This is a genomic window from Pseudoalteromonas sp. PAST1, from assembly GCF_021532515.1.
GTDB lineage: Bacteria > Pseudomonadota > Gammaproteobacteria > Enterobacterales > Alteromonadaceae > Pseudoalteromonas > Pseudoalteromonas simplex.
The window spans coordinates 31,434-53,291 of the sequence record NZ_JAKGBH010000022.1 but is presented as its reverse complement, the minus strand read 5'-3'; the positions used below and the strand labels follow the sequence as shown (position 1 = coordinate 53,291).

Sequence of the window (21,858 nt, the reverse complement as noted above, 5' to 3'; positions counted from 1 at the left end):
CGAGTGGCTCGGTCTGATTAGTTAAGGAGTGGTCGGTAGCTCCTATCATCCCCATAGCTTGATGTGAAATTGCTCCAAAAGTTTAACCCCAAACTTTAATTGTAAGCTCGTTACTTATTTATTTCTAAAATAGCTTTTAGGGTATTCTCTTTTTCAAGAATATCGCGATACAGTGCGAACTGGTTTCGGGCTCGTTCGAGATTATGGTGAGCATGTTTAGTCGCAAAGTAATTGTCACCATCAATAAAATCAGTAAGAAAGCGCAAGCCAATCATAAATGTCATTACTTTTGTGCCAAGCCAAAAGCTCTCTTTTTCTGCATCAGTGATTACATTTTTTAATGGTTCTACATAGCCCTTAACAATAGCTGCAAAAATTTCTTCGCGAACTGTTACATTTTTCAGGTTAGTTGAGTCCTCTTGCTCAGGTGAACAGAAAGTGCGCACCATGTCACCAAAATCAAATAACCAATAGCCAGGCATACAGGTATCTAAATCGATAACTGCTTTTGCATCATCAGAATCTTTACAAAAAAGCATGTTATTGATTTTTGTATCATTATGACAGGGTCTTAATGGGATCTTACCTTCCAGTTTCTGTAGTTCATCAATTAGCGATTGCTGATTTAAACAGAACTCGATATCTGGTTGGCAAAGCTCGATACGATTTACAGGGTCATTTTCGATTGCTTTTTTGAAAGCATCAAAACGCATTGCTAAATTATGAAAATCTGGGATAACATGATGTAGTTGCTCAGCCTGAAAGTCTTGTAAAGCAAGCGCAAATTGACCAAATGCATTGGCCGCAGTTTGTGCTTGAGAGATGTTTGCTACAACATCCTCACTGTAACTGCCGCCAATAAATTCGAGTGCACGCCACACGCCTTGGTCACATTCCACCAAAAAATCATTTTTTATTGTCGGTACATGACGAATAATCTCGAGACTATATTCACCTTTCACATGTTTGTCGTTTAGGTGCTTTTCGATAAGCCTTGCATTCTCTACAAGCTGCTCAGGGTTAGGAAATACATCAGTATTTAGTTTTTGCACAACGACAGCATTATCTTGTGACTTAAGAAGCATCGTTGTGTTTATATGGCCGTTGCCAATAGGTTTCAGTGTCACGTGATCTGAACTTAAGCCAAAATGCTCAGAAAGATAAGTTGCAACAGGATTCGACTTCATTAATTTTCCATTACTTTTTGTAAGAAGAGGTGTAGATTTATTCATTAAGCCCGAGGCGTAACTGACGTAATGTACTTGCTATTGCATCCAATTCAGCTTTGTAGGTTACGCCGTACCATGGCTCTTGTGCGGTATAAACGGCGACAGTTTGATTGTAATCTTTAATCGCAAGTTGTATCTGATTTGGTAAATAATACTCTTTCGTGACACCGTTGTCAGTATTTTCTAAAAACTGTACAAAGCCCTTTTCTAGAACCATGAATAAATCATCTGTAATCCCCCAAAAACTCATTGAACCAAGAGCTTCCTTAGCAATACCCTGACGCTCACCTAGAGAGTTATTACCTAACAAAATATCTTGCTCTAGCTTGATATCAAGATATTCAACAACATCGATTAAATGTTGTTGCTCATCGATGCTACACACTCCGCGATTGACCCCTCCTTGAGTCGATAAAGTATCAACTATAGGGTAACCAACCATAGCCCAATCATTACTACGCTTAAAATGTTCGGCGATAATTTTAAACGAAGAGGCCCCATAATAATCATCGGCTGTAATTACAATTGCAGGGTTCTTTACATAGGGTTTTGCACATAAAAGAGCGTGGCCTGTTCCCCAAGGCTTTTGCCGCTCTTTAGCTAAAGAAAGATACTTTTCTGGAATTGCAGTGATTTCTTGATTAACTAAGATAACTTCAAGTGATTTAGGCAAACGGGGTAAAATTCTTGCTTCAAATTCGGCTCGAATATTAGCATTTATGATGATAACAGCTTGAGTTACACCTACTTGAACAGCATCTCGAATACTTAGTTCCATAATAGTGCTGTTAAGACCTGGAATATCAGCAATTTGTTTGTTTCCACCAAAGCGACTACCGAGTCCGCCAGCTAATACGATTAAGGTTAGAGAATGATGAGTCATTGCGCGAGTAATAAGATGAACAAAGGAAAAGTGTACCAGAACCTTTGATATTCGAGCAACGGCTGTTAATAAGGATTGTAAGTGTTAAAAAGCACCATGTTAAGAGAGATTTAAGAGGGCACAAAGTAGAGCTCAGTGCTCCTCAAAAATCATCAGCACGTTGTAGTGATTAAGTGCTTATTTGAAGGTTGCTAGCAACTGTAATAACTGTTGCAGTTTAATAACGGTTTTTTTCAGCTTCTCTTCGTCCATACCGTCGTTGCTTAAGCTTTCTACATCAGCTGCAACATCGAGAACGTAAGGTTTAAAGCGTTTCGCTTCAAAATCAAAGCCAGCATCTTTTGCAAATAAGGCTTTGAATTTGCCATGGCCTTGCTGCTGTAAATCATCTAATTTTTTATCAGCATCAAGTGCCTGACGATAAACGATTTTTAGGTTAGCATTGAGTTGTTCAATAATTGAATCCATTTTTTTCCTAAAGCTTTAGACTGCAATGCCGATATAGTACGTGGATTGTCATAAAAAGTCAGGTAATGAACTATGAATATATCAGGATCAAGCTTACCAGCGATGAGTGGCGGTGGCGAAAGCGCAGAAGTTTACAGCGCATCACTTGCTAAAAAACAGCAAAAGGCTGATGGTGCTGCGGCACTTGCACTTATCGAAGGCGCAGCAATGAACACCAGTGCTGCACAAACACCTGCTAAGTCGGTAACTGCGACACTAGGTAACAACGTAAACGTATACGTTTAACTACAGTATATTGAGATCGATAGGCGTTTTACTTTTTTCGCCGCCGATCTCACGCACCAGCTTAGGAACCAAGAACCCCGGCAATGCTGCCAGCATAGCCGTTACGATTTCTCGTGCCTGACTCTCAGCTATATCAAAATGGCTAGCACCCTCAACTTTATCTAGTAGATGTAAGTAGTAAGGAAGTATATCTGCCTCAAAAAGCGCTTCACTTAATGCAACTTGCGACTCGACAGAATCATTCACATCTTTTAGTAACACCGCCTGATTTAGTAACGTCACCCCTGCAGCTTTTAACTTTTGCATGGCCGCTTTAAAGTCATCATCAATTTCGTTAGCGTGATTGATATGATTTATAAACACCACCTTTAAGGGCGATGCAGCAAAGCGTGCACATAGCTCATCGGTAATTCTTGCAGGGATCACCACAGGTAAGCGGCTGTGAATACGCATGCGTTTAATTTGCGGAAGTTGCTCTAACTCATCCATAAACCAACTCACAGCATCGTCTTTGGCCATCAATGGATCGCCACCACTTAAAATGACTTCGTTGATGTTGCTGTCGGCTTTAATGTAAGCCAGTGCATCAATTAAACTGCGTTTGTTTAATTGGTTTTCTTGATAAGGAAAATGGCGTCTAAAGCAATAACGGCAATTTACGGCACAACCGGTTTTAAACATCACTAAAACGCGAGAGCGATACTTGTGTAACAAGCCAGGTTGGTTGTTATCTTGCTCTTTTAGAGGGTCTTTGTCGTAACCTGTTTTTGCTAAAAACTCTTGGTGCCTTGGCATCACTTGTAGCAAAAGAGGGTCGTTTATGTCGCCATAACGCATTTTTTTGATAAATGGCAGCGGCACGCGGACAGGAAAAAGACTGCGTGCTTTGAGGTCTTTTTCGTCTACTTTGCTTGATAATCCTAGCATTTCTAGCAAGCGTTCAGGACAAGTGACAACATTTGCCAATTCTTTTTGCCAGTTTTTATGCAAATTTACTTCATTTCTTTGTATCATTGACACGTAGATTACTCGAAATTATTTAGACAGAGGAAACGATGGCGAATTATAGCACCAATGAGTTCAAGGGCGGCCTAAAAATTATGTTAGACGGCGAACCTTGCAGCATCTTAGAAAATGAAATGGTAAAACCAGGTAAAGGCCAAGCGTTTAACCGTGTTCGTATTCGTAAACTTATCACAGGTAAAGTACTAGAAAAAACATTCAAGTCAGGTGAATCAGTTGAAGGTGCAGACGTAATGGATACAGATTTAGCGTATCTATACACTGACGGTGAGTTCTGGCACTTCATGAACAACGAAACATTTGAGCAAATCGCTGCTGACGAAAAAGCGCTTGGCGACAATGCAAAATGGTTAGTTGAAAATGACGTTTGTACTATCACGCTTTGGAACGGTAGCCCAATCGCCGTGACTCCACCAAACTTCGTTGAATTAGAAATCACTGAAACAGATCCAGGTCTAAAAGGTGATACAGCGGGTACTGGCGGTAAACCAGCAACATTAAGCACAGGTGCTGTTGTTCGTGTTCCTCTATTCGTACAAATCGGCGAAGTGATCAAAGTTGATACTCGTAGCGGTGAATACGTGAGCCGTGTTAAGTAATAGGCATTGTTAAGCAATTTATTATAAAATCCCAGCTTCTGCTGGGATTTTTTTTGGGAAACACTTTATGTCTAATGGCCTTTGGCAACCAAGCGCCGATATTGAAACTTTACGAGAGCGTGCCGCTATCATCCGTCGTATTCGCGAGTTCTTTTATGCACGTGATGTTATGGAGGTTGAAACGCCAAGCTTAAGCGCGGCCAGTGTAACCGATGTGCATTTAGCGACATTTAGTACCGAGTTTGTTGGCCCAGGTCATGCTGGTGGCTTACCACTTTATTTGCAAACGTCACCTGAGTTTGCCATGAAGCGTTTACTTGCTGCAGGCTCTGGGGCTATTTTCCAGCTATGCAAAGCTTTTCGTAATGAAGAGGCGGGTAGTCATCATAATCCTGAATTTACAATGCTTGAGTGGTATCGTCCGGGTTTTGATGAATTTGCGCTTATGGATGAAATGGATGAGCTTATGCAATTGGTGCTTGGCGTAGAAAGCGCTGAGCGACTCACTTATCAGCAAGCCTTTATGAACGCCTTAGGTGTAGACCCTTTAACTGCTGATATTAGCACATTACAGCAACTAGCAACAGCGCAGGGCTTTGCCGATATTGCCGCGAATGAAACGCATCGCGATACCTTGTTGCAGCTATTATTTTGTATGAAGGTAGAGCCAACGATTGGCCAAGAAAAGCCTTGTTTCGTTTATCATTTTCCTGCATCGCAAGCCGCTCTTGCCCAAATTTGCCAGCACGATGAGCGAGTAGCTGGGCGCTTTGAGTTATATTTTAAAAATATGGAACTGGCAAACGGCTTTAATGAACTGACCAATGGCAAAGAGCAAGCAGCTCGTTTTAGTGAAGATAATCAGTACCGTGAAGCAAATGGCTTAAAGCAAGTGCCAATGGATGAGCGTTTAATAGCTGCACTAGAGCATGGCTTACCACAATGTGCGGGTGTCGCACTGGGTATAGATCGACTCATTATGCTGGCAACGAATAAGCAAAAGATTAAAGACGTACTCGCCTTTGATGTTGAAAGGGCTTAACTTATTTGGCTCTAGGCTCTAGGCTCTAGGTGTTTGGGTGCTAGGTAAAAAACCTAGCACCTAATTGCTTATAGCTCGTAAATAAATGTCACACCGGCAACCATAGGTTCGCCAAGTTGTGTGTATGTATGAGTGGTGTAACCATCTAATGGGTCGTTACCAAACTCAAAACCACGGGTTGGTTCGTCTTCATCAAATAAGTTACGTGCCCACGCATTAATGCTCCAATTATCACTTTCATAACCAAATGAAGCATTCACTAAGTTGCTGCTAGGTGCTTTTGAGTTATGGCTATCAGAGAAGTAGTAATCGTCTTTGCCTTCTACTCCAATTGATGCATAAAGTGCTGGCGTAAAGTTATAACGCGCAGTGAGTGCGTATTGGTATTTAGGTGCTTGTGCTTGATCTCGACCATCTTGATCTAGGCCTGATTGCGCAACAAAGTCATTGATTTCTGTATTTAGATAACCAGCACTACCTGTTAGTAGTAAATTGTCAGTTGCTTGGAAGCTGCCTTCAATTTCTAAACCGTAGTTTTCACCAGAGCTGGCGTTATCGATATAGCCTGTGAATTTTTGGCCTTCAACTTGCCACGATTTTAGCTGCATATCTTCACGGTACATGTAGAAAGCGGCAAGACGTAACACAAACTTATCGTCTAGTGAGCTGCCTTTAACACCAAACTCACCGCTCCATAGGTATTCAGGGGCAAATGATGTGTGATTAGCAAAGAAATCAGCATCTAGGTTTAAGCCTTCGTCTTTTGCTTTTGCTAAAGCTTCAGAGTTAATACCGCCAGCTTTATAGCCACGAGTAATGCTGGTGTAGATCATAGTGCGATCTATCACTTGGTATTCAAGTGCAAGTTTACCGCCCACCATGACATCATCCGTTTCTTCAATAAAACCGTTGTTGTCGGTGTAGTCGCCCTGATACTGCTCAAGACGCAAACCCGTAATTAAGGTTGTTTTTGGGCCGATAGGTGTTGCTAATTGACCATATGCAGCAATATTGCTGGTTTCATAATTAGATGCAAATGGTTGTGCCAGCCAAGTGTATTGACGTTCTAAGTCAACTTCGCGGCCTTGATAGTAAATGCCTGCGACCCACTCGCCAGATTTACCACTAAATTGCAGCTCAGCCGCTTGATCTTGGCGATCGCGAAAGTAAGCATCTGTTGAGCTATAGCCCCAATCATGCAAGCCAGCAGCACATAACTCAGGTTGGGCTTCATCATTACACACCCAGTCTTCGTCATAGCTGTATAACAGCTCGCTGTCGATACCAGATAGGTTTAGGCTAACATCAAAAAAGTCAAAGCCGGTGTATATGTTTGCTAGGCCAACCGCAATGCTTTCTTGGTTGTCTTGGCCTGGTTCATCAGCAACACTGTAACGGCTGTTATCTAATGTGAATGCGTCATAGCCGTTATTTATATCGATGTAATGTACATTCAGTTCAGTACGTAAATGCTCGGTCAATTGGCTGTGTAACTTAAAGCGAGAGACAAGCTCATCTTGTTGCTGGGTATCTTCACCTAAATAACGGTTTTCTACATACCCATCAGACTCACGTTGATAAATGCTGGCGCGTACTGCTGTGTCGTCGGTAATACCGGTACCTGCGGCTATACCTGCTTCATAGCTGTTGTAGTTGCCCGCACCTAATTGTATTTTCACACTTGGGTCAAGAGTGGGTGTTGCAGATTCCATTTGAATCATGCCAGCTAAGGCATCTGCACCAAAGCGAGTTCCTTGTGGGCCGCGATAAATTTCAACTTGGTCGATATCAAATAACAGTGAACTGCCGCCTAAACCAGAGTAGTTAATACCGTCGATCACTAAGCCAACCGAAGGATTAATAGGGTCAACAAACTGTGAGCGTAAACCAACACCACGAATTTGCACGAAACGACCACGAGATGCCCCTGAGGTAAAGTTTACATTCGCTGCACTAGCAAGCATCTCATCTAAAAACTTTGCACCGCGTTGATTGATTTCATGGTCTGAAAACAAGCTTGCGCTGGCACTAAGGGTTTGAATGCTTTCTCTTTTGAAATCACCGGTAACTTCAATTTTTTCAAGCTCACCGTCTTCAGCGTAAGCAATCGAAGATGCTGCGAATAAAGGCAGGATGGCAGCAGATAATAATGATAAACGTCGTTTCATGCGGATTCTTAACTCCATTTTCGGGACTGCTATTCTAGCAACCTAGCTAGCCAAATGGCTATAAAATCAATTTTTATGATATAAACGCAGGCAATTATACGTAAATTGATTAGGAATACGACTATGACCTTTAAAGTAGACTTTAAAGTGCGTGATTATGAGTGTGATTTGCAAGGAATTGTAAACAACAGTGTTTATTTTAATTATTTAGAACATGCACGCCATGAGTTTTTACATGCCCAAGGTATCGATTTTGCAAAGCTCGCAAGAGAAAAAGTAAACCTTGTCGTACTGCGTAGCGAAATGGATTACAAGGCATCACTTATGCCGGGTGATGAATTTTACGTTGCCGTTGAGCCTGAGCGTATCAGCCGATTAAAGTTTGCTTTTAGGCAAACAGTGTATCGCAAACATGATCATAAAGTGATGTTGCAAGCTTTGGTGATTGGCACGTCAGTAAATAAAAAAGGTCGTCCTTTTTTACCAGAAGAAGTCGATAACTTATTCAAATAGTCTGCGTTGTTCTTTGATAAGCTAACTTAGAACAATTTTTTACAGATAAAACATGTTTTTTTAACGATCAATTGCGTTAAATGTTGTTATTATTACTACATTGAAATTTGAATAGTTAAAAAATATGAAGTTAGTAGCCTTGCCTCTTCTTTTTGTATTATTTTGCATGGGCTGCTCATCGACAGGGACAGTCACTAGTGAGCAATTAAAATATACACAGTGGCAATTATCAAAAGTGAATGGTTTAGCTATTCCTGTATCTCAAAAAGCCTCTATACGCTTTATAGAAGCGATGCAGGTTAACGGCTTTGCTGGCTGTAATAAATTTTTTGGTGAAGGTGCGCTCAGCGAAGATACGCTAACGGTAAATAAGTTAGGTATGACTCGTAAATCATGTGGCGAGCAAGTTAATGAGCTTGAGCAGCAATTATTGTCAGCGCTAAAAGAAGGTGCGGCAATTACGCTAACAGGTGAGAAACTAACTCTGCAAGGCGAGCATCACTTTACCTTCATTGCAAAAAACTAAAGTGGCTTAGCTTGCAGCAATTTTTTAACTGGCGTACACTCAGGGCGTTTTAAAGAAACGAATTTATACTTGTCGGAGTGCCTTTAACAAGGCTGAGATCGCGAAAGCGGGATCCGTGAACCTGATCAGGCTAACACCTGCGTAGGGAACAAGCTGCCTCACTGGGCGCTTGTGCGCCAAATTTATGGGGCATAAGCGGCGCAGGCTGCACTAGTAAGCATTTAGCTTATTAACGATCCAATGGCGTTTGCCACTCTCTATTGCATTTGCAATATCTGACAAGACAACCCTTAAAGCAATGAGGTAAGTCATGTCAAACACAACAACTAAACCATCTCGCCGCGAAGTTCGTGCGGCAGCATCAGATTATATTTATAACTTAACGGGTCAACCCTTTCCTAATTCTCATAAAGTTTATGTAGAAGGTACACAAGACAATGTACGAGTAGGGATGCGTGAAATCACCCTAAGCGATACCTTTATCGGTGGCACTGAAGAGAACCCTGTATTTGAATCTAACGCACCAATTCGTGTTTACGATACCTCGGGCCCATACACTGACCCAGATTTTAAACTTGATGTGCGCAAAGGCCTTGAGAAATACCGTGAAAAGTGGATTGAAAGCCGCGGCGACACTGAAATTTTAGACTCAGTGACTTCGCAGTTTTCTCAACAACGAATGGCAGATGAAGGGTTAGATCATATCCGCTTTGAACATCTACCAAAGATCCGCCGTGCAAAAGCAGGCAAAAACGTAACGCAAATGCATTATGCGCGACAAGGTATTGTGACGCCTGAAATGGAATATGTGGCAATTCGTGAAAACATGGGACGCGCTAAAATTCGTGAAGAGTTACTTGCAGCCCAGCACAAAGGCGAATCGTTTGGCGCTAGTATTCCTGATTTTATTACCCCTGAATTTGTGCGTGATGAAATTGCCCGTGGTCGCGCTGTACTTCCTAACAACATCAACCACCCGGAAACTGAGCCGATGATCATCGGCCGAAATTTCTTAGTTAAGGTGAACGCGAATATTGGTAATTCGTCGGTGACTTCATCAATCGAAGAAGAAGTAGAAAAAATGGTGTGGTCGACTCGTTGGGGCGCCGACACGGTAATGGACTTATCAACGGGTCGTTATATTCACGAAACCCGTGAGTGGGTGGTACGTAATTCGCCAGTACCAATTGGTACCGTACCAATCTATCAAGCGCTTGAAAAAGTAAACGGTGTGGCTGAAGACCTAACGTGGGAGATTTTCCGCGATACCTTGATTGAACAAGCAGAACAAGGTGTTGATTACTTTACTATTCATGCTGGGGTATTGCTGCGTTACGTGCCAATGACGGCAAAGCGTGTTACCGGTATTGTTTCGCGTGGTGGCTCAATCATGGCGAAATGGTGTTTAGCGCACCATAAAGAAAACTTCTTATACACGCACTTTGAAGAAATTTGTGAAATTTTAAAACAGTACGATGTGTGTTTTTCATTAGGTGATGGCTTGCGCCCGGGCTCTATTGCTGATGCTAATGACGAAGCTCAGTTCAGCGAATTACGTACTTTAGGTGAGTTGACAAAACTTGCTTGGAAACATGATGTGCAAGTGTTCATCGAAGGCCCAGGCCATGTGCCAATGCATATGATCAAAGAGAACATGGAAGAGCAGCTAAAACACTGTGAAGAAGCACCGTTTTATACTCTTGGTCCATTAACCACGGATATTGCACCGGGGTACGATCATTTCACATCAGGTATTGGCGCTGCGCAAATTGCTTGGTACGGCTGCGCTATGCTTTGTTATGTAACCCCTAAAGAGCATTTAGGTTTACCAAACAAAGAAGACGTTAAAGAAGGTTTAATCACTTACAAAATTGCTGCTCATGCTGCCGATTTGGCAAAAGGCCACCCAGGTGCGCAAGAACGTGACAATGCATTATCAAAAGCGCGCTTTGAGTTCCGTTGGCACGACCAATTTAACCTAGGTTTAGACCCAGAACGCGCCCGCGAATATCACGACGAAACACTGCCACAAGAATCTGGCAAGATTGCACATTTCTGCTCTATGTGTGGCCCTAAGTTTTGTTCGATGAAGATCACTCAAGAAGTGCGTGATTACGCCAAAGATCTTGAAGCAAGAGGCATTGATCCAAATAACGTAGGCGATGCTATCGAAATCAAAATGGTCGATGTTGAAGCCGAAATGAAAGCGAAATCAGACGAGTTCAAAAAAACAGGCTCTGAGATTTACCACAAAGCCGTTTAATTGATGGAGCTAGGCATCAGCGATAGGCTCTGGGTATTTACCTAGGGCCTAGAGCCTAGGGCCTAGAAAGTTTATGTCATTAAAGATAGCGATACTGGGTTTTGGTTTAACTGGTCGTTTAACTGCATTAGCACTTGCTAAAGAGCATCAGTTAAGTGTGTTTGAGCAAGATGATGAACATGCTAGCAACAGTGCTGGCAGCGTTGCTGCAGCGATGTTAGCCCCCCTTGCTGAATCAGTCTTGTGTGAACAGGATTTAGCTCTACAAGGGCTTAATAGCATCACTCGTTGGCAGCAAATTTTAAGTGAGCTCGATGACGCTGTGTATTTTCAACAAACAGGCAGCTTAGTGGTTGCTCATCAGCAAGATAAGGGCGATTTACAAAGTTTTGTGAGGCGCTTAAAACCGCTTGAAAGCTATCAGGCGCAGGCATTGGTTGGCACTCAAATCGCTGAGCTTGAGCCAGAACTAGCTGGACGGTTCCATCAAGGTGTGTATTTACCTTGTGAAGGGCAACTCGATAATCAGGCATTTTATAGTTCCAGTTTTAAAAAGCTTACCTCGCAAGGAGTGCAATTTAACTTTGGCAGTAAAGTTGAATTGAACGCCCATCAAGTGAATGGCCAAAGCTTTGATTATGTATTTGATTGCCGCGGCTTAGGTGCTAAACAGGCTGAACCCTTACTTCGCGGAGTAAGAGGGGAGGTGGCGCGTTTATATGCACCAGAGGTGAACCTAACCAGACCGATACGGCTGATGCATCCGCGTTACCCAATTTATATTGCTCCTAAGCCAAATCATCAATTTGTGATTGGTGCGACTGAAATCGAATCGCAAGACCGCGGTAAAGTCACCGTGCGCTCGGCGCTGGAGCTATTGTCTGCTGCTTATACCGTGCATAGCGGCTTTGCTGAAGGGCGTATCGAGAGCTTGCAATCAGGGCTTCGTCCAGCGTTTGCAGACAACCGTCCGAAAGTCACAAAGCAAGGTCGAGTGATCAGTATTAATGGCTTGTACCGTCATGGCTATTTACTTGCGCCTCAGGTGGTCGATGATGCAGTGAGCTTAATTGCTTAAGGATAAAAATGAATATTTTAATTAATGGTCAGTCAGTTACAGTGAACGACAATACATCGCTCACTCAGGCGTTGAGCCAGTTTGGCGCAAGACCTCCATTTGCCGTTGCCGTTAATGGCGACTTTGTACCGCGCAGCCAATGCGATGCTAAACCCCTCAACGAAGGCGACAGCATTGAGCTATTGTCGCCAATTCAAGGAGGCTAAGATGGATAGTTTTTCGGTTTATGGTGAGCAATTTACGAGTCGTTTACTGATTGGCTCAGCACTGTACCCTTCACCAAGTGTTATGCAGGATTCGATAGCGGCCTCACAGGCTGAAATTGTCACCGTTTCATTAAGACGTCAGCAAAACGCTGCTGCGGGTGATGATTTTTGGCAATTGATAAAAAATACCGGGTTAAAGGTGCTGCCAAATACGGCGGGTTGTCATAGCGTGAAAGAAGCAGTGACCTTGGCACAAATGTGCCGCGAAGTGTTTGCCACTGATTGGATCAAGTTAGAGTTGATTGGTGATGAATATAATTTACAGCCCGATCCTATCGCACTGCTCGAAGCCACTAAAATTTTATTGGCCGATGGCTTTAAAGTTTTACCTTATTGCACAGATGATTTAGTGCTGTGTCAGCGCCTCGCTGATTTAGGCTGCGAAGTACTAATGCCTTGGGGCGCACCGATTGGCACGGGTAAAGGCTTGCTGAATCCTTACAACTTAAAAATGATCCGTGAGCGCTTGCCAAACCATACGTTAATTGTTGATGCGGGCTTAGGTTTACCATCTCATGCCTGCCAAGCGCTTGAATTAGGGTATGATGCCGTATTATTAAATTCGGCAATTGCAGGTGCAGGTTGCCCAGTAACGATGAGTAAAGCGTTTAAAAGTGCGGTTGAGGCGGGGCGATATAGCTATTTGGCTAAAGCGATGCCAGAAAAAGACGTAGCAAGCCCATCAACGCCGACGCTCGGTATGCCATTTTGGCATCAAGAATAAAATGTGAGGAATAACATGAATCAGGTTGTATGGACCATAGCTGGCTCAGATTCGGGCGGCGGTGCAGGAATTCAAGCCGACATCAAGGCAATGCAAAGTTTTAATGTACATGGCTGTACGGTTATTACTGCTTTAACGGCACAAAATAGTTTAGGTGTAGAAGCGCTTAACCCGATATCAACAGAAGTGATTGAGTCGCAACTATTAGCCTTAGCCAGTGATATGCCTGCCAGCGTGATTAAAATTGGCATGCTTGCCAATGTGCAGCAAATACAGCTTATTAGTGAGCATTTAAAACATTACAAAGCAACTTGGGCAGAGCCGCCTTTGGTTGTTTATGATCCGGTTGCCATTGCCTCAAGTGGTGATTTATTAACAGAAGAAGATACAGTTAGTGCCATCAAAGAGTGTTTATTGCCACTAGTCGATGTAGTAACACCGAACACCCACGAAACACAGCTATTAACCGGTGTTTATTTGATTGGCCCAAGCGCAGTGAAAGAGGCCGCAGAGAAGTTAAAAGGCTATGGTGCAAAAGCGGTGATTATCAAAGGGGGTCACTGGGATTACCCAAGTGGCTATTGCATTGATTACTGCGTGCAAGGTGAGCAGGAATATTGGCTTGGTAACGAAAAAATTCAAACTCCGCATAGTCATGGTACTGGATGCAGTATGGCCTCTGTGATTGCTGCGTGTTTAACCAAACAGTATCCTCTCAAAGATGCCTTTATTTTAGCGAAAGCCTATATCAACCAAGGATTAAAAGCAGCCATTCGATATGGTGAGGGGATTGGCCCCGTTGCACACACTTGCTTTCCAACAAATCTAGCTGATTACCCACAAGTCATCGAAGCGGGAAGTTGGCTAGGTGATGAACTCGACTTTGACTGCCCGGTTGATTTTACCATGGCAGCAGGCTTTGCTGAGTGCGACTCTAAACAGCTTGGGCTATATGCCGTTGTTGATACGGTTGATTGGTTAGAGAAGTGTTTAGCCGAAGGGGTTAAAACCGTTCAATTAAGAATGAAAAATGCAGACGATGCAGCACTTGATGAGTCGATTGCAAGTGCGGTTATGCTGGGGCAGAAGTACGATGCGCAGGTGTATATCAATGATTATTGGCAATTGGCGATTAAGCACGGCGCTTATGGTGTGCATTTAGGGCAAGAAGACTTACAAACCGCTAATTTAATTGCCATAAAAGAGGCGGGGTTACGCTTAGGTGTTTCGACTCATGGCTTTTATGAGATGCTGCGTGCACATAATTACAGACCAAGTTATATGGCGTTTGGTGCTATTTATCCAACCACCACTAAAGACATGACTGGGCAAATTCAGGGCTTAGAAAAGCTCGAAAAATTTGTGCCGTTAATGGCCGATTATCCAACGGTTGCGATTGGAGGCATTGACTTATCGCGTGCTGAGCAAGTTGCGAGCACAGGTGTTGGCAGTGTTGCCGTAGTACGTGCGATTACTGAAGCCGAAGACTACCAAGCCGCCATTGCCAAGTTAAAACAGCTGGTCGAAGGTCAGCCATAATATGAGCGCGCTAAGCGACAAAGAGCAAATTCGTTATAGCCGACATTTGCTATTAAAAGAGGTGGGGCTTGCGGGTCAGCAAAAGTTAAAGGCTGCTCATATTGTGGTTGTCGGAGCGGGTGGACTTGGCTCCCCAGCACTTTTTTATTTAGCGGCTGCAGGAATCGGTACGCTCACTTTGATTGACGACGATAAAGTTGAGCTTTCAAATCTACAGCGACAAATACTCTATAAAGTAAACCACATGGGGCAGGCAAAAACACAGGCGGCTGCCAAGGTGTTAAGCAGTTTAAATAATCAAATAACGGTTAAACCTCTATGCCAAAAGCTTGATGAAAGTAACTGTGCTGAGCTACTTGAAGGTGCTGACATCATTCTCGATTGCAGTGATAACTTTGCTACCCGCTATTTGGTTAATCGCTATTGTCTAGCTAAATCTATCCCACTTGTATCAGCTGCCGCTATTGCAACGCAGGGGCAGGTGATGAGTTTTGATTTTCGTGATGAACAGAGTCCTTGTTATGGCTGTATATTCCCGCAAACGGAGGAGCAAACAGCGCTTAATTGTGACAATGCAGGGGTATTGAGCCCATTGCTGGGTGTTATGGGGAGCATGCAAAGTTTATTGGCTATCAATATATTGCTTGGCCATAAAACGGGCAGCGAGTTTATTCAATTTGATGGGCTAACACTAATGCAGCAGCGCTTTAATATTCAAAAAGACAGTGAGTGCTCGGAGTGTAATCGTGGGGGTAGGCGCGGTTTATAGTGAATTTTAAGCAAACCACTTTTGCTCAAGTGGTTTGCTTAATTGAACTTATTAGTCGTTAATTTTCGCAAATGGTGTGCCCATGCGGGTCACTGTTTCTGGGTGTTGATCTGATAAGAACTCAGCCTGATTTGCACCCCAGGCTAAAATAACGGTAGAGCCTAATTTAAAGCGACCCATTTCTTCACCCTTCTTCAGAGTAATCGCGTTGTCACCTGTGGTTGGGTAATTCCAACTAAATACATCTTTACCTGCTGGTGGCGTTACTGTGCCTGCCCAAATAGTCTCGATGCTAGCAACAATTGTTGCACCTACAAGTACCATGGCTAGCGGGCCAATTTCAGTTTCAAAGATAGCCACAACACGCTCGTTACGAGCAAATAGGTTAGGTACATTTTGTGCTGTTAACGGGTTTACCGAAAATAAATCACCCGGTACGTAGATCATTTTGCTCAGCGTACCATCAACAGGCATGTGAATACGGTGGTAATCTTTCGGCGCTAAATAAATAGTCGCAAATTTACCGCCTAAAAACGGCGCTGTGTCTTCTTCTTTGCCACCAAGGAGTGCTTGTAAGCTGTAGTCATGGCCTTTTGCTTGGATGATTTGACCGTCGACTACATCGCCTAATTGGCTAATTGCACCATCAACTGGGTGAGCGATAATGTCGCTTTCTTCAGCAAGTGGACGAATACCTTCTTTTAATGGGCGAGTGAAAAACTCATTAAAAGTTTTGTAATGAGCTGGATCTGGGTATTTAGCCTCACTCATATCAATTTTGTATTGCTTGATAAACAATTTAATTAAGGCCGTTGTTAAGCCACCCGCTTTTGCTGCTGCTAACTTGCCAACCATGCGCGAAATGAAATGTTTTGGCATGGCATATTGCATAGCAATTTTGAATTTATCTAAACTCACTTGTTATTTCCTAAATAGTTATACGCGAGGAGCGCGTGCACCAGCACGGCCGTCGGCCATAGTTTCTAAAATTCGGTGGTAACTGTCAAAGCGAAGTTCTGAAATTTCACCATCATCAACAGCTTGGCGGATTATACAGCCAGGATCGTTTAAATGTTTACAATCGCGAAAACGACAGCCACCAATAAAATCACGGAACTCTTTAAAGCACCATGTAACGCGCTCAACATCTAAATGCCATAAGCCAAACTCACGAATTCCCGGTGAGTCGATTAGGTTACCACCACTTGGTAAATGGTGTAATCGCGATACGGTTGTTGTGTGTTGACCAAGGCCGCTGTTCTCAGAGACTTCTTGGGTTAAGATATCTGCATCTGGCAGTACAGTGTTCACTAAGGTTGATTTACCCACACCGCTTTGACCAACAAAAATGCTGTTTTTATCAACTAGTTTTTGTTTAAGCTCAGCAATGCCTTGACCGGTTTTATTACTGACTAACAGTATTTGATAACCTAGCTCACGATAGATATCGAGAATTTCATCAATAAAAGCAAGGCCTTCATCGTCTATTAAATCTATTTTGTTAAGCACTAAAATAGGCTCAATCCCCATGTCTTCACAGGCAACTAAATAGCGGTCGATAATGTTTGGTGTAAACTCAGGCAATACCGCAGAGACCATTAAAATTTGGTCGATATTGGCAGCGACGACTTTCACGCCGTCATAAAAATCAGGTCGTGTTAGTTGTGAGCGACGCTCATGGGTTGCTTCAATAACCCCCGCTAAGTCGCCTTCGCTAACTTTTGCACGGCGAAAAATAACTTCATCACCACACACAAGGCTCGATACTGTTCTACGTATATTACAGCGTAGCACTTCGCCTGATTCGGTTTCGATATCGGCGTGTTGGCCAAAACGACTGATCACAACCGCATTTTCGGTAGGGCCTAAATTATCATTTTGCCATTGCACAGTTGCCCCTTTCTGTTGCTTTTTGTCTGCATTAGAGAGGCGTTTTTGATGATTGGCCTTAATTCGACGCGATTGGCCTTTACTTAATTTCTTTTGTTTTGCCACTTTTGGCCTATAACTTGAGTAAATGTCGGGCTTTTTGAAAAAAAAGCTTTAGGTCGACTGATGATACTAATATGATATATCTAAATGCGTTGGATCTAAAGGAAAGCACCGCTAAGGTAACTATGTCTTTTCATAAATCAAATCTTATCTGGCTCGACCTAGAAATGACAGGCCTCGAACCAGCAACAGATAAAATACTCGAAATTGCCACTGTTGTCACCGACAGTGATTTAAACATCTTGGCCGAAGGCCCTGTTATTGCTATTCATCAAAGCGATGAACTGCTTGATGGCATGGACGAGTGGTGCACGACTCAGCACGGTCAATCTGGTTTAACAGCTCGTTGTAAAGCAAGCACATTCACTGAACAAGATGCTATTGATCAAACATTGGCATTTTTAAAGCAATGGGTACCTGCGGGTGCTTCACCTATGTGTGGTAATTCTATCGGCCAAGACCGCCGTTTTATGAATAAGTACATGCCTGAATTGGAAGACTACTTTCACTACCGTAACCTTGATGTGAGTACCGTTAAAGAACTTGCACGTCGTTGGAAACCTGACGTATTAGCGCAAGTGAACAAAAAAGGTTCACATCTAGCCCTCGACGATATCAAAGATTCGATCATGGAATTAAAGGTTTACCAAGAAAAATTCTTTAATTTGTAAAAAACATTTGCAAACACATCGGATTATTGTAGAATCCTGCCCCGCTTAAGACGTTAACCCCCGCGGGGTTGGTATGTCTTTAGCTAAACTTTTATAGTTGAAATTTGCGGCACTAGCTCAGTTGGTAGAGCGCAACCTTGCCAAGGTTGAGGTCACGAGTTCGAGCCTCGTGTGCCGCTCCAATTTCTCACCAAAAGAAATTGGCCTAAGTTTCAAGAATAAAATTGAAAGCTCCAAGCTATTCAAACTTGTAACTTGAATCTTGTAACTAGAAACTATTTGATGCGGCACTAGCTCAGTTGCCAGAACGTTTCACCGCAACCTTCAGGTTGTGCGACAACGGACAAATTACTGACTACTTTTGAATGCGGCACTAGCTCAGTTGGTAGAGCGCAACCTTGCCAAGGTTGAGGTCACGAGTTCGAGCCTCGTGTGCCGCTCCAATTTCTCACCAAAAGAAATTGATATAAGTTTCAAGGGGAAAGTAACTAACTTGAAGCTTGTAACTTAAAACTAGTAACTTATTGTGCGGCACTAGCTCAGTTGCCAGAACGTTTCACCGCAACCTTCAGGTTGTGCGACAACGGACAAATTACTGACTACTTTTGAATGCGGCACTAGCTCAGTTGCCAGAACGTTTTACCGCAACCTTCAGGTTGTGCGACAACGGACAAATTACTGACTACTTTTGAATGCGGCACTAGCTCAGTTGCCAGAACGTTTTACCGCAACCTTCAGGTTGTGCGACAACGGACAAATTACTGACTACTTTTGAATGCGGCACTAGCTCAGTTGGTAGAGCGCAACCTTGCCAAGGTTGAGGTCACGAGTTCGAGCCTCGTGTGCCGCTCCAATTTCTCACCAAAAGAAATTGGCTTAAGTTTCAAGGGGAAAGTTGAAAGCATTAGCTTGAAACTAGAAACTTGCAGCTTACAACTTATTTATGCGGCACTAGCTCAGTTGGTAGAGCGCAACCTTGCCAAGGTTGAGGTCACGAGTTCGAGCCTCGTGTGCCGCTCCAATCTCTAAAAAATCCCAAAAACACTTTCTTAAATAATTTAGTTAATAGCAAGATTTGATTACAGCTTACAGCTTACAGCTTACAGCTTACAGCTTACAGCTAGTTTTAGATCTGACCTTGAATCGTCGCGACAATGCGTCTTACACCGCCATGATCTCGGTGTTCGCCTAAATAGATACTTTGCCAGGTACCAAGCATTAAACGGCCTTGGTTAATTGGAATAGTGAGTTCAGCACCTAATGTACTGCTTTTTATGTGGGCAGGCATGTCGTCATCGCCTTCATAATCATGGCGGTAATAACTTTGTCGTTCTGGCACAAAATGATTGAAGTGACTTTCCATATCCATTCTTACTGTAGGATCTGCATTTTCGTTAATAGTTAAGCTTGCAGACGTATGTTGAATGAATAGATGTAATAAGCCGACTTTGTATTGTGTTATCTCTGGAAGTTGCCGAAGTAGCTCGTCATCAATGATGTGAAAGCCTCGTGAGCGAGGCTTCAATTGAATGGTTTTTTGCTGCCAGCTCATAGTTTATCAAAGCTAACTTCAATATTGGCGTTACCATCAGCTGACGTGAATGGAATTAATACCTTGGCACCTTCACATTTATGAGCAATTGTATGTCCCTTACCAGACACTACAACTGGCGTTGCCATATCAAACTCATAGCCTTTTTCGCCAAGTAGATTTTTTGCGCCACCTGTTACCATGTTAGTAATTTCACCTACCATGTCGGTTACTTCTTCATTTACCGTATCAGGGCGTTCACCTAGCATTCTTTCCATAATGGTCAGAGCTAGATTTTCATCAAAGGTGATTGAAAGTGAACCTTTAGTTTGTGGGCCAACCATACCAATCAAACCTGATACATCTCCACGGGCTAGTTCGTCTTTCTTTAAACTAGGTTTACCCGGCTTTAATTCTGTTTGAGCCATAGTGCTCAATACATTTAATAATGATGATAAAAAAGGGTTGATGAACTCCACATTCATTATTTATTTTCCCTTAGGTTTCGAAATGCCGTTAATCATACTTTAAGTGTAGTGGTTGTTTCAAACACCGCACTTATTCTTTGCATTTTTCGCATTTACCATGCGCTTCGATTGTTTGTCCAGAGACAATAAATCCACTTTCTGCAGCTAAGTTATTAAGTTCATGAGAAATTACTGTTGAATGTAATTCTTTTACATAACCACAGCTATCACAAATTAATAATTGTACAGGGTGAATGTGATCAAAATGATGGCACAGCATAAATGAGTTGGTGCTTTCAATTTTATGAATAAAGCCAAGTTCCGATAAGAAATCGAGCGCTCGATAAATAGTGGCTGGTTTTGCGCCTGATTCAGTTAATTTAAGTTGTTCTAATAGGTCATAAGCACCCACACCACCTTGCGCACTAGCTAATAGGCGGAATACTTTTTCACGGATGGGTGTGAAACGAGCACCACGATTATCGCATACTTGTTTTGCTTTACTGACGAGTGATTCTATATTCATCTTCTCTTATCCTTACGCTACCGTGATATACTAACATACTGTATTGTAGTTGCAGTGTTTTTATTCGCTAACACGTTTTTAGGGAGTTTGATTAATGAGTGAATTGCTAGCGGCATTCATTTTCTTTTTTGCGGTAATCGATCCAATAGGCACAGTTCCCGTTTTTATTGCTGTTACGCGCTGGGATGATGCTAAGTTCAAACGTAAAGTTGCTTTAAAGGCGGTTGGCGTTTCGGCGCTGGTTTTATTATTTTTTGTTGTTGCAGGTGAGCTACTCTTAAACGCGATTAACATTCCTCTTTCGGCGTTTCAGATTGCCGGAGGAATTGTACTATTACTTTTTGCACTGTCGATGATATTTGGTGAAAGTAAACCTGAAACCGAGATAAAAAGCGTTCGTGATAGCACTGAAACCGCTATTTTTCCTTTGGCGATTCCTTCTATTGCCAGTCCGGGTGCCATGCTTGGTGCAGTACTAATGACCCGAAATACCGAATACACTTGGTATGAACAGCTTATAACTTCCTCAATCATGCTTTTGGTATTAGTAATTGTGTTGGTTTTACTACTACTTGCTACGCATGTTCATAAGTTAATAGGCGATAGTGGCGCAAGTATCATTAGCCGGGTGATGGGTTTAATTCTATCGTCAGTGGCGGTGACTAATATCTTAGGTGGTATTGCTCACTATTTTGGTTTAAGTGTCGTCGCGTAGTTTAATTTAAAGTGCATTTTCAGTGATTTAAATTTTGAATAATTGCCTTCTTTTATCTAACTTTAAAGAAGGCAATATAAATTTTAAGGAACAAAGAATGCTAATCAAAAACGTTGTTTTATCTGTCTTTCTGATTTTTAGTTTAGGTGCTTGCATGGAGCCGACCTATGATAGTGGTAAGCTAAAAGTCATCGAAGTAACAGACCATGATTTTAAAATTAATGGTGAAAGCGCCGTAACTGTAATTGTTGGTCATGCCAATGTGGCAGAATATAGCTTCTCACTTCGTAAAAGTGATTTAAAGAAAGGCACGCTCCTGCAGTCTGTGTCTGACAGTAATCCAAATGTCCGTGCTGATGGTACCTTCTTTAGCGAGTATTATGTGCAATCAAAAGATCACGACACGCGAGCATCAATTGAAATTGTAGAAATAGACCCCGTTGAGAAAATCGCACGAATTGCAGTGGGTGCTAAGTTAGTTAACCTGAAAAATGAGGATTACAAAGAGCTCGAAATTACTGTTTTAGAGCTTACGGGCCAAAATCTTGAACATCTTCTAAATGAAGTGAAGATGTAACCTT

The 21,858-nt window shown here is 42.5% G+C and carries 24 protein-coding genes, 4 tRNA genes and 1 riboswitch; of the genes, 18 read left to right on the top strand and 10 right to left on the bottom strand.

Annotated elements, in window-relative coordinates:
* Window positions 1-110: 110 nt before the first annotated feature.
* The 3 genes from L1272_RS12430 to L1272_RS12420 all read right to left on the bottom strand — a co-directional run bounded on the left by L1272_RS12430 (window position 111) and on the right by L1272_RS12420 (window position 2,580).
* Window positions 111-1,187, bottom strand: a complete 1,077-nt coding sequence (locus tag L1272_RS12430) for a phosphotransferase enzyme family protein (protein WP_235373546.1) — start codon at window positions 1,185-1,187, stop codon at window positions 111-113.
* A gap of 37 nt (window positions 1,188-1,224) precedes the next feature.
* Entirely contained in the window at window positions 1,225-2,112 is an 888-nt protein-coding gene (locus L1272_RS12425) for an NTP transferase domain-containing protein (protein WP_235373545.1), read from the bottom strand.
* 177 nt (window positions 2,113-2,289) lie between these two features.
* Entirely contained in the window at window positions 2,290-2,580 is a 291-nt protein-coding gene (locus L1272_RS12420; protein WP_054554123.1) for a hypothetical protein, read from the bottom strand.
* Window positions 2,581-2,652: 72 nt separating this feature from the next.
* On the opposite strand from L1272_RS12420, the gene L1272_RS12415 reads away from it, so the two are divergent.
* Window positions 2,653-2,865 carry a hypothetical protein gene (locus L1272_RS12415; RefSeq protein ID WP_054554124.1) on the top strand — a complete coding sequence of 71 codons (213 nt, stop codon included), beginning with the start codon at window positions 2,653-2,655 and terminating at the stop codon, window positions 2,863-2,865.
* On the opposite strand, the gene epmB is transcribed toward L1272_RS12415, so the two are convergent.
* A complete protein-coding gene (epmB, locus tag L1272_RS12410; RefSeq protein ID WP_235373544.1) occupies window positions 2,866-3,879 on the bottom strand; it encodes an EF-P beta-lysylation protein EpmB in 1,014 nt (337 codons plus the stop codon).
* Window positions 3,880-3,920: 41 nt separating this feature from the next.
* On the opposite strand from epmB, the gene efp reads away from it, so the two are divergent.
* Together efp and epmA are read left to right on the top strand one after the other, a co-directional pair.
* Window positions 3,921-4,487: an elongation factor P gene (efp, locus tag L1272_RS12405; RefSeq protein WP_054554126.1), complete on the top strand. Its 567-nt coding sequence runs from the start codon at window positions 3,921-3,923 to the stop codon at window positions 4,485-4,487.
* A 67-nt stretch (window positions 4,488-4,554) separates the two neighbouring features.
* Window positions 4,555-5,529, top strand: a complete 975-nt coding sequence (gene epmA, locus L1272_RS12400; RefSeq protein WP_138619833.1) for an elongation factor P--(R)-beta-lysine ligase — start codon at window positions 4,555-4,557, stop codon at window positions 5,527-5,529.
* A 68-nt stretch (window positions 5,530-5,597) separates the two neighbouring features.
* Here the strand turns inward: epmA and L1272_RS12395 are convergent, their stop codons facing one another.
* Window positions 5,598-7,697: a TonB-dependent receptor gene (locus L1272_RS12395; protein WP_235373543.1), complete on the bottom strand. Its 2,100-nt coding sequence runs from the start codon at window positions 7,695-7,697 to the stop codon at window positions 5,598-5,600.
* Window positions 7,698-7,820: 123 nt separating this feature from the next.
* Here L1272_RS12395 and L1272_RS12390 point away from each other — a divergent pair, with 123 nt between their 5' ends.
* The 8 genes from L1272_RS12390 to L1272_RS12355 all read left to right on the top strand — a co-directional run bounded on the left by L1272_RS12390 (window position 7,821) and on the right by L1272_RS12355 (window position 15,375).
* A complete protein-coding gene (locus tag L1272_RS12390) occupies window positions 7,821-8,210 on the top strand; it encodes an acyl-CoA thioesterase (RefSeq protein WP_138619831.1) in 390 nt (129 codons plus the stop codon).
* 124 nt (window positions 8,211-8,334) lie between these two features.
* Window positions 8,335-8,736 carry an META domain-containing protein gene (locus L1272_RS12385; protein ID WP_054554130.1) on the top strand — a complete coding sequence of 134 codons (402 nt, stop codon included), beginning with the start codon at window positions 8,335-8,337 and terminating at the stop codon, window positions 8,734-8,736.
* A gap of 63 nt (window positions 8,737-8,799) precedes the next feature.
* Window positions 8,800-8,901: riboswitch (TPP riboswitch) on the top strand.
* A 145-nt stretch (window positions 8,902-9,046) separates the two neighbouring features.
* Window positions 9,047-10,999: a phosphomethylpyrimidine synthase ThiC gene (thiC, locus tag L1272_RS12380; protein ID WP_054554131.1), complete on the top strand. Its 1,953-nt coding sequence runs from the start codon at window positions 9,047-9,049 to the stop codon at window positions 10,997-10,999.
* A 73-nt stretch (window positions 11,000-11,072) separates the two neighbouring features.
* On the top strand, window positions 11,073-12,077 hold the full coding sequence (locus L1272_RS12375; protein WP_235373542.1) for an FAD-dependent oxidoreductase: 1,005 nt from the start codon (window positions 11,073-11,075) through the stop codon (window positions 12,075-12,077).
* A gap of 8 nt (window positions 12,078-12,085) precedes the next feature.
* The gene (thiS, locus tag L1272_RS12370) at window positions 12,086-12,283 is read left to right on the top strand and encodes a sulfur carrier protein ThiS (protein ID WP_054554133.1); all 198 of its coding nucleotides are present in this window, start codon (window positions 12,086-12,088) and stop codon (window positions 12,281-12,283) included.
* Window position 12,284: 1 nt separating this feature from the next.
* On the top strand, window positions 12,285-13,067 hold the full coding sequence (locus L1272_RS12365; RefSeq protein WP_235373541.1) for a thiazole synthase: 783 nt from the start codon (window positions 12,285-12,287) through the stop codon (window positions 13,065-13,067).
* A 15-nt stretch (window positions 13,068-13,082) separates the two neighbouring features.
* Complete coding sequence (gene thiE, locus L1272_RS12360) at window positions 13,083-14,606, top strand: thiamine phosphate synthase (RefSeq protein WP_235373540.1); 1,524 nt, start codon at window positions 13,083-13,085, stop codon at window positions 14,604-14,606.
* A gap of 1 nt (window position 14,607) precedes the next feature.
* Window positions 14,608-15,375 (top strand): HesA/MoeB/ThiF family protein, encoded by a 768-nt coding sequence (locus L1272_RS12355; RefSeq protein WP_138619826.1) that lies wholly within the window; start codon window positions 14,608-14,610, stop codon window positions 15,373-15,375.
* A 51-nt stretch (window positions 15,376-15,426) separates the two neighbouring features.
* Here the strand turns inward: L1272_RS12355 and asd are convergent, their stop codons facing one another.
* A complete protein-coding gene (gene asd, locus L1272_RS12350; RefSeq protein WP_175083551.1) occupies window positions 15,427-16,293 on the bottom strand; it encodes an archaetidylserine decarboxylase in 867 nt (288 codons plus the stop codon).
* Window positions 16,294-16,311: 18 nt separating this feature from the next.
* Entirely contained in the window at window positions 16,312-17,370 is a 1,059-nt protein-coding gene (gene rsgA / locus L1272_RS12345) for a small ribosomal subunit biogenesis GTPase RsgA (protein ID WP_235373539.1), read from the bottom strand.
* Between the two features lie 122 nt (window positions 17,371-17,492).
* Here rsgA and orn point away from each other — a divergent pair, with 122 nt between their 5' ends.
* From orn to L1272_RS12320, 5 genes are all read left to right on the top strand, one after another.
* Window positions 17,493-18,038 carry an oligoribonuclease gene (gene orn / locus L1272_RS12340; protein WP_054554138.1) on the top strand — a complete coding sequence of 182 codons (546 nt, stop codon included), beginning with the start codon at window positions 17,493-17,495 and terminating at the stop codon, window positions 18,036-18,038.
* Between the two features lie 106 nt (window positions 18,039-18,144).
* Window positions 18,145-18,220: transfer RNA gene (locus L1272_RS12335), tRNA-Gly, on the top strand.
* Window positions 18,221-18,405: 185 nt separating this feature from the next.
* Window positions 18,406-18,481, top strand: a tRNA-Gly gene (locus L1272_RS12330).
* 334 nt (window positions 18,482-18,815) lie between these two features.
* Window positions 18,816-18,891: transfer RNA gene (locus L1272_RS12325), tRNA-Gly, on the top strand.
* 92 nt (window positions 18,892-18,983) lie between these two features.
* A tRNA-Gly gene (locus tag L1272_RS12320) sits at window positions 18,984-19,059 on the top strand.
* 105 nt (window positions 19,060-19,164) lie between these two features.
* Here L1272_RS12320 and L1272_RS12315 read toward each other — a convergent pair.
* The 3 genes from L1272_RS12315 to L1272_RS12305 form a co-directional block, all read right to left on the bottom strand.
* Window positions 19,165-19,590, bottom strand: a complete 426-nt coding sequence (locus L1272_RS12315) for a secondary thiamine-phosphate synthase enzyme YjbQ (protein ID WP_235373538.1) — start codon at window positions 19,588-19,590, stop codon at window positions 19,165-19,167.
* Window positions 19,587-20,054, bottom strand: coding sequence for a chemotaxis protein CheX (locus tag L1272_RS12310; protein ID WP_054554140.1), 468 nt, complete (start codon window positions 20,052-20,054; stop codon window positions 19,587-19,589). Before L1272_RS12310 ends, L1272_RS12315 begins: the two co-directional genes overlap by 4 nt.
* A gap of 73 nt (window positions 20,055-20,127) precedes the next feature.
* Window positions 20,128-20,562: a transcriptional repressor gene (locus L1272_RS12305; protein WP_054554141.1), complete on the bottom strand. Its 435-nt coding sequence runs from the start codon at window positions 20,560-20,562 to the stop codon at window positions 20,128-20,130.
* Between the two features lie 94 nt (window positions 20,563-20,656).
* Between L1272_RS12305 and L1272_RS12300 the strand changes: the two genes are divergently transcribed.
* Window positions 20,657-21,277 (top strand): MarC family protein, encoded by a 621-nt coding sequence (locus L1272_RS12300; RefSeq protein ID WP_138601917.1) that lies wholly within the window; start codon window positions 20,657-20,659, stop codon window positions 21,275-21,277.
* A gap of 97 nt (window positions 21,278-21,374) precedes the next feature.
* The gene (locus L1272_RS12295; protein WP_138601919.1) at window positions 21,375-21,854 is read left to right on the top strand and encodes a hypothetical protein; all 480 of its coding nucleotides are present in this window, start codon (window positions 21,375-21,377) and stop codon (window positions 21,852-21,854) included.
* Window positions 21,855-21,858: the final 4 nt, after the last annotated feature.

Coding starts and splice junctions, on each gene's coding strand:
- epmB (WP_235373544.1), bottom strand. CDS start 3,879: ATGATACAAAGAAATGAAGTAAATTTGCATAAAAACTGGCAAAAAGAA.
- L1272_RS12430 (WP_235373546.1), bottom strand. CDS start 1,187: ATGAAGTCGAATCCTGTTGCAACTTATCTTTCTGAGCATTTTGGCTTA.
- thiE (WP_235373540.1), top strand. CDS start 13,083: ATGAATCAGGTTGTATGGACCATAGCTGGCTCAGATTCGGGCGGCGGT.
- epmA (WP_138619833.1), top strand. CDS start 4,555: ATGTCTAATGGCCTTTGGCAACCAAGCGCCGATATTGAAACTTTACGA.
- L1272_RS12390 (WP_138619831.1), top strand. CDS start 7,821: ATGACCTTTAAAGTAGACTTTAAAGTGCGTGATTATGAGTGTGATTTG.
- efp (WP_054554126.1), top strand. CDS start 3,921: ATGGCGAATTATAGCACCAATGAGTTCAAGGGCGGCCTAAAAATTATG.
- L1272_RS12355 (WP_138619826.1), top strand. CDS start 14,608: ATGAGCGCGCTAAGCGACAAAGAGCAAATTCGTTATAGCCGACATTTG.
- L1272_RS12395 (WP_235373543.1), bottom strand. CDS start 7,697: ATGAAACGACGTTTATCATTATTATCTGCTGCCATCCTGCCTTTATTC.
- L1272_RS12420 (WP_054554123.1), bottom strand. CDS start 2,580: ATGGATTCAATTATTGAACAACTCAATGCTAACCTAAAAATCGTTTAT.
- L1272_RS12385 (WP_054554130.1), top strand. CDS start 8,335: ATGAAGTTAGTAGCCTTGCCTCTTCTTTTTGTATTATTTTGCATGGGC.
- L1272_RS12300 (WP_138601917.1), top strand. CDS start 20,657: ATGAGTGAATTGCTAGCGGCATTCATTTTCTTTTTTGCGGTAATCGAT.
- L1272_RS12310 (WP_054554140.1), bottom strand. CDS start 20,054: ATGAATGTGGAGTTCATCAACCCTTTTTTATCATCATTATTAAATGTA.
- thiC (WP_054554131.1), top strand. CDS start 9,047: ATGTCAAACACAACAACTAAACCATCTCGCCGCGAAGTTCGTGCGGCA.
- L1272_RS12295 (WP_138601919.1), top strand. CDS start 21,375: ATGCTAATCAAAAACGTTGTTTTATCTGTCTTTCTGATTTTTAGTTTA.
- thiS (WP_054554133.1), top strand. CDS start 12,086: ATGAATATTTTAATTAATGGTCAGTCAGTTACAGTGAACGACAATACA.
- L1272_RS12305 (WP_054554141.1), bottom strand. CDS start 20,562: ATGAATATAGAATCACTCGTCAGTAAAGCAAAACAAGTATGCGATAAT.
- L1272_RS12315 (WP_235373538.1), bottom strand. CDS start 19,590: ATGAGCTGGCAGCAAAAAACCATTCAATTGAAGCCTCGCTCACGAGGC.
- L1272_RS12425 (WP_235373545.1), bottom strand. CDS start 2,112: ATGACTCATCATTCTCTAACCTTAATCGTATTAGCTGGCGGACTCGGT.
- L1272_RS12375 (WP_235373542.1), top strand. CDS start 11,073: ATGTCATTAAAGATAGCGATACTGGGTTTTGGTTTAACTGGTCGTTTA.
- L1272_RS12415 (WP_054554124.1), top strand. CDS start 2,653: ATGAATATATCAGGATCAAGCTTACCAGCGATGAGTGGCGGTGGCGAA.
- L1272_RS12365 (WP_235373541.1), top strand. CDS start 12,285: ATGGATAGTTTTTCGGTTTATGGTGAGCAATTTACGAGTCGTTTACTG.
- orn (WP_054554138.1), top strand. CDS start 17,493: ATGTCTTTTCATAAATCAAATCTTATCTGGCTCGACCTAGAAATGACA.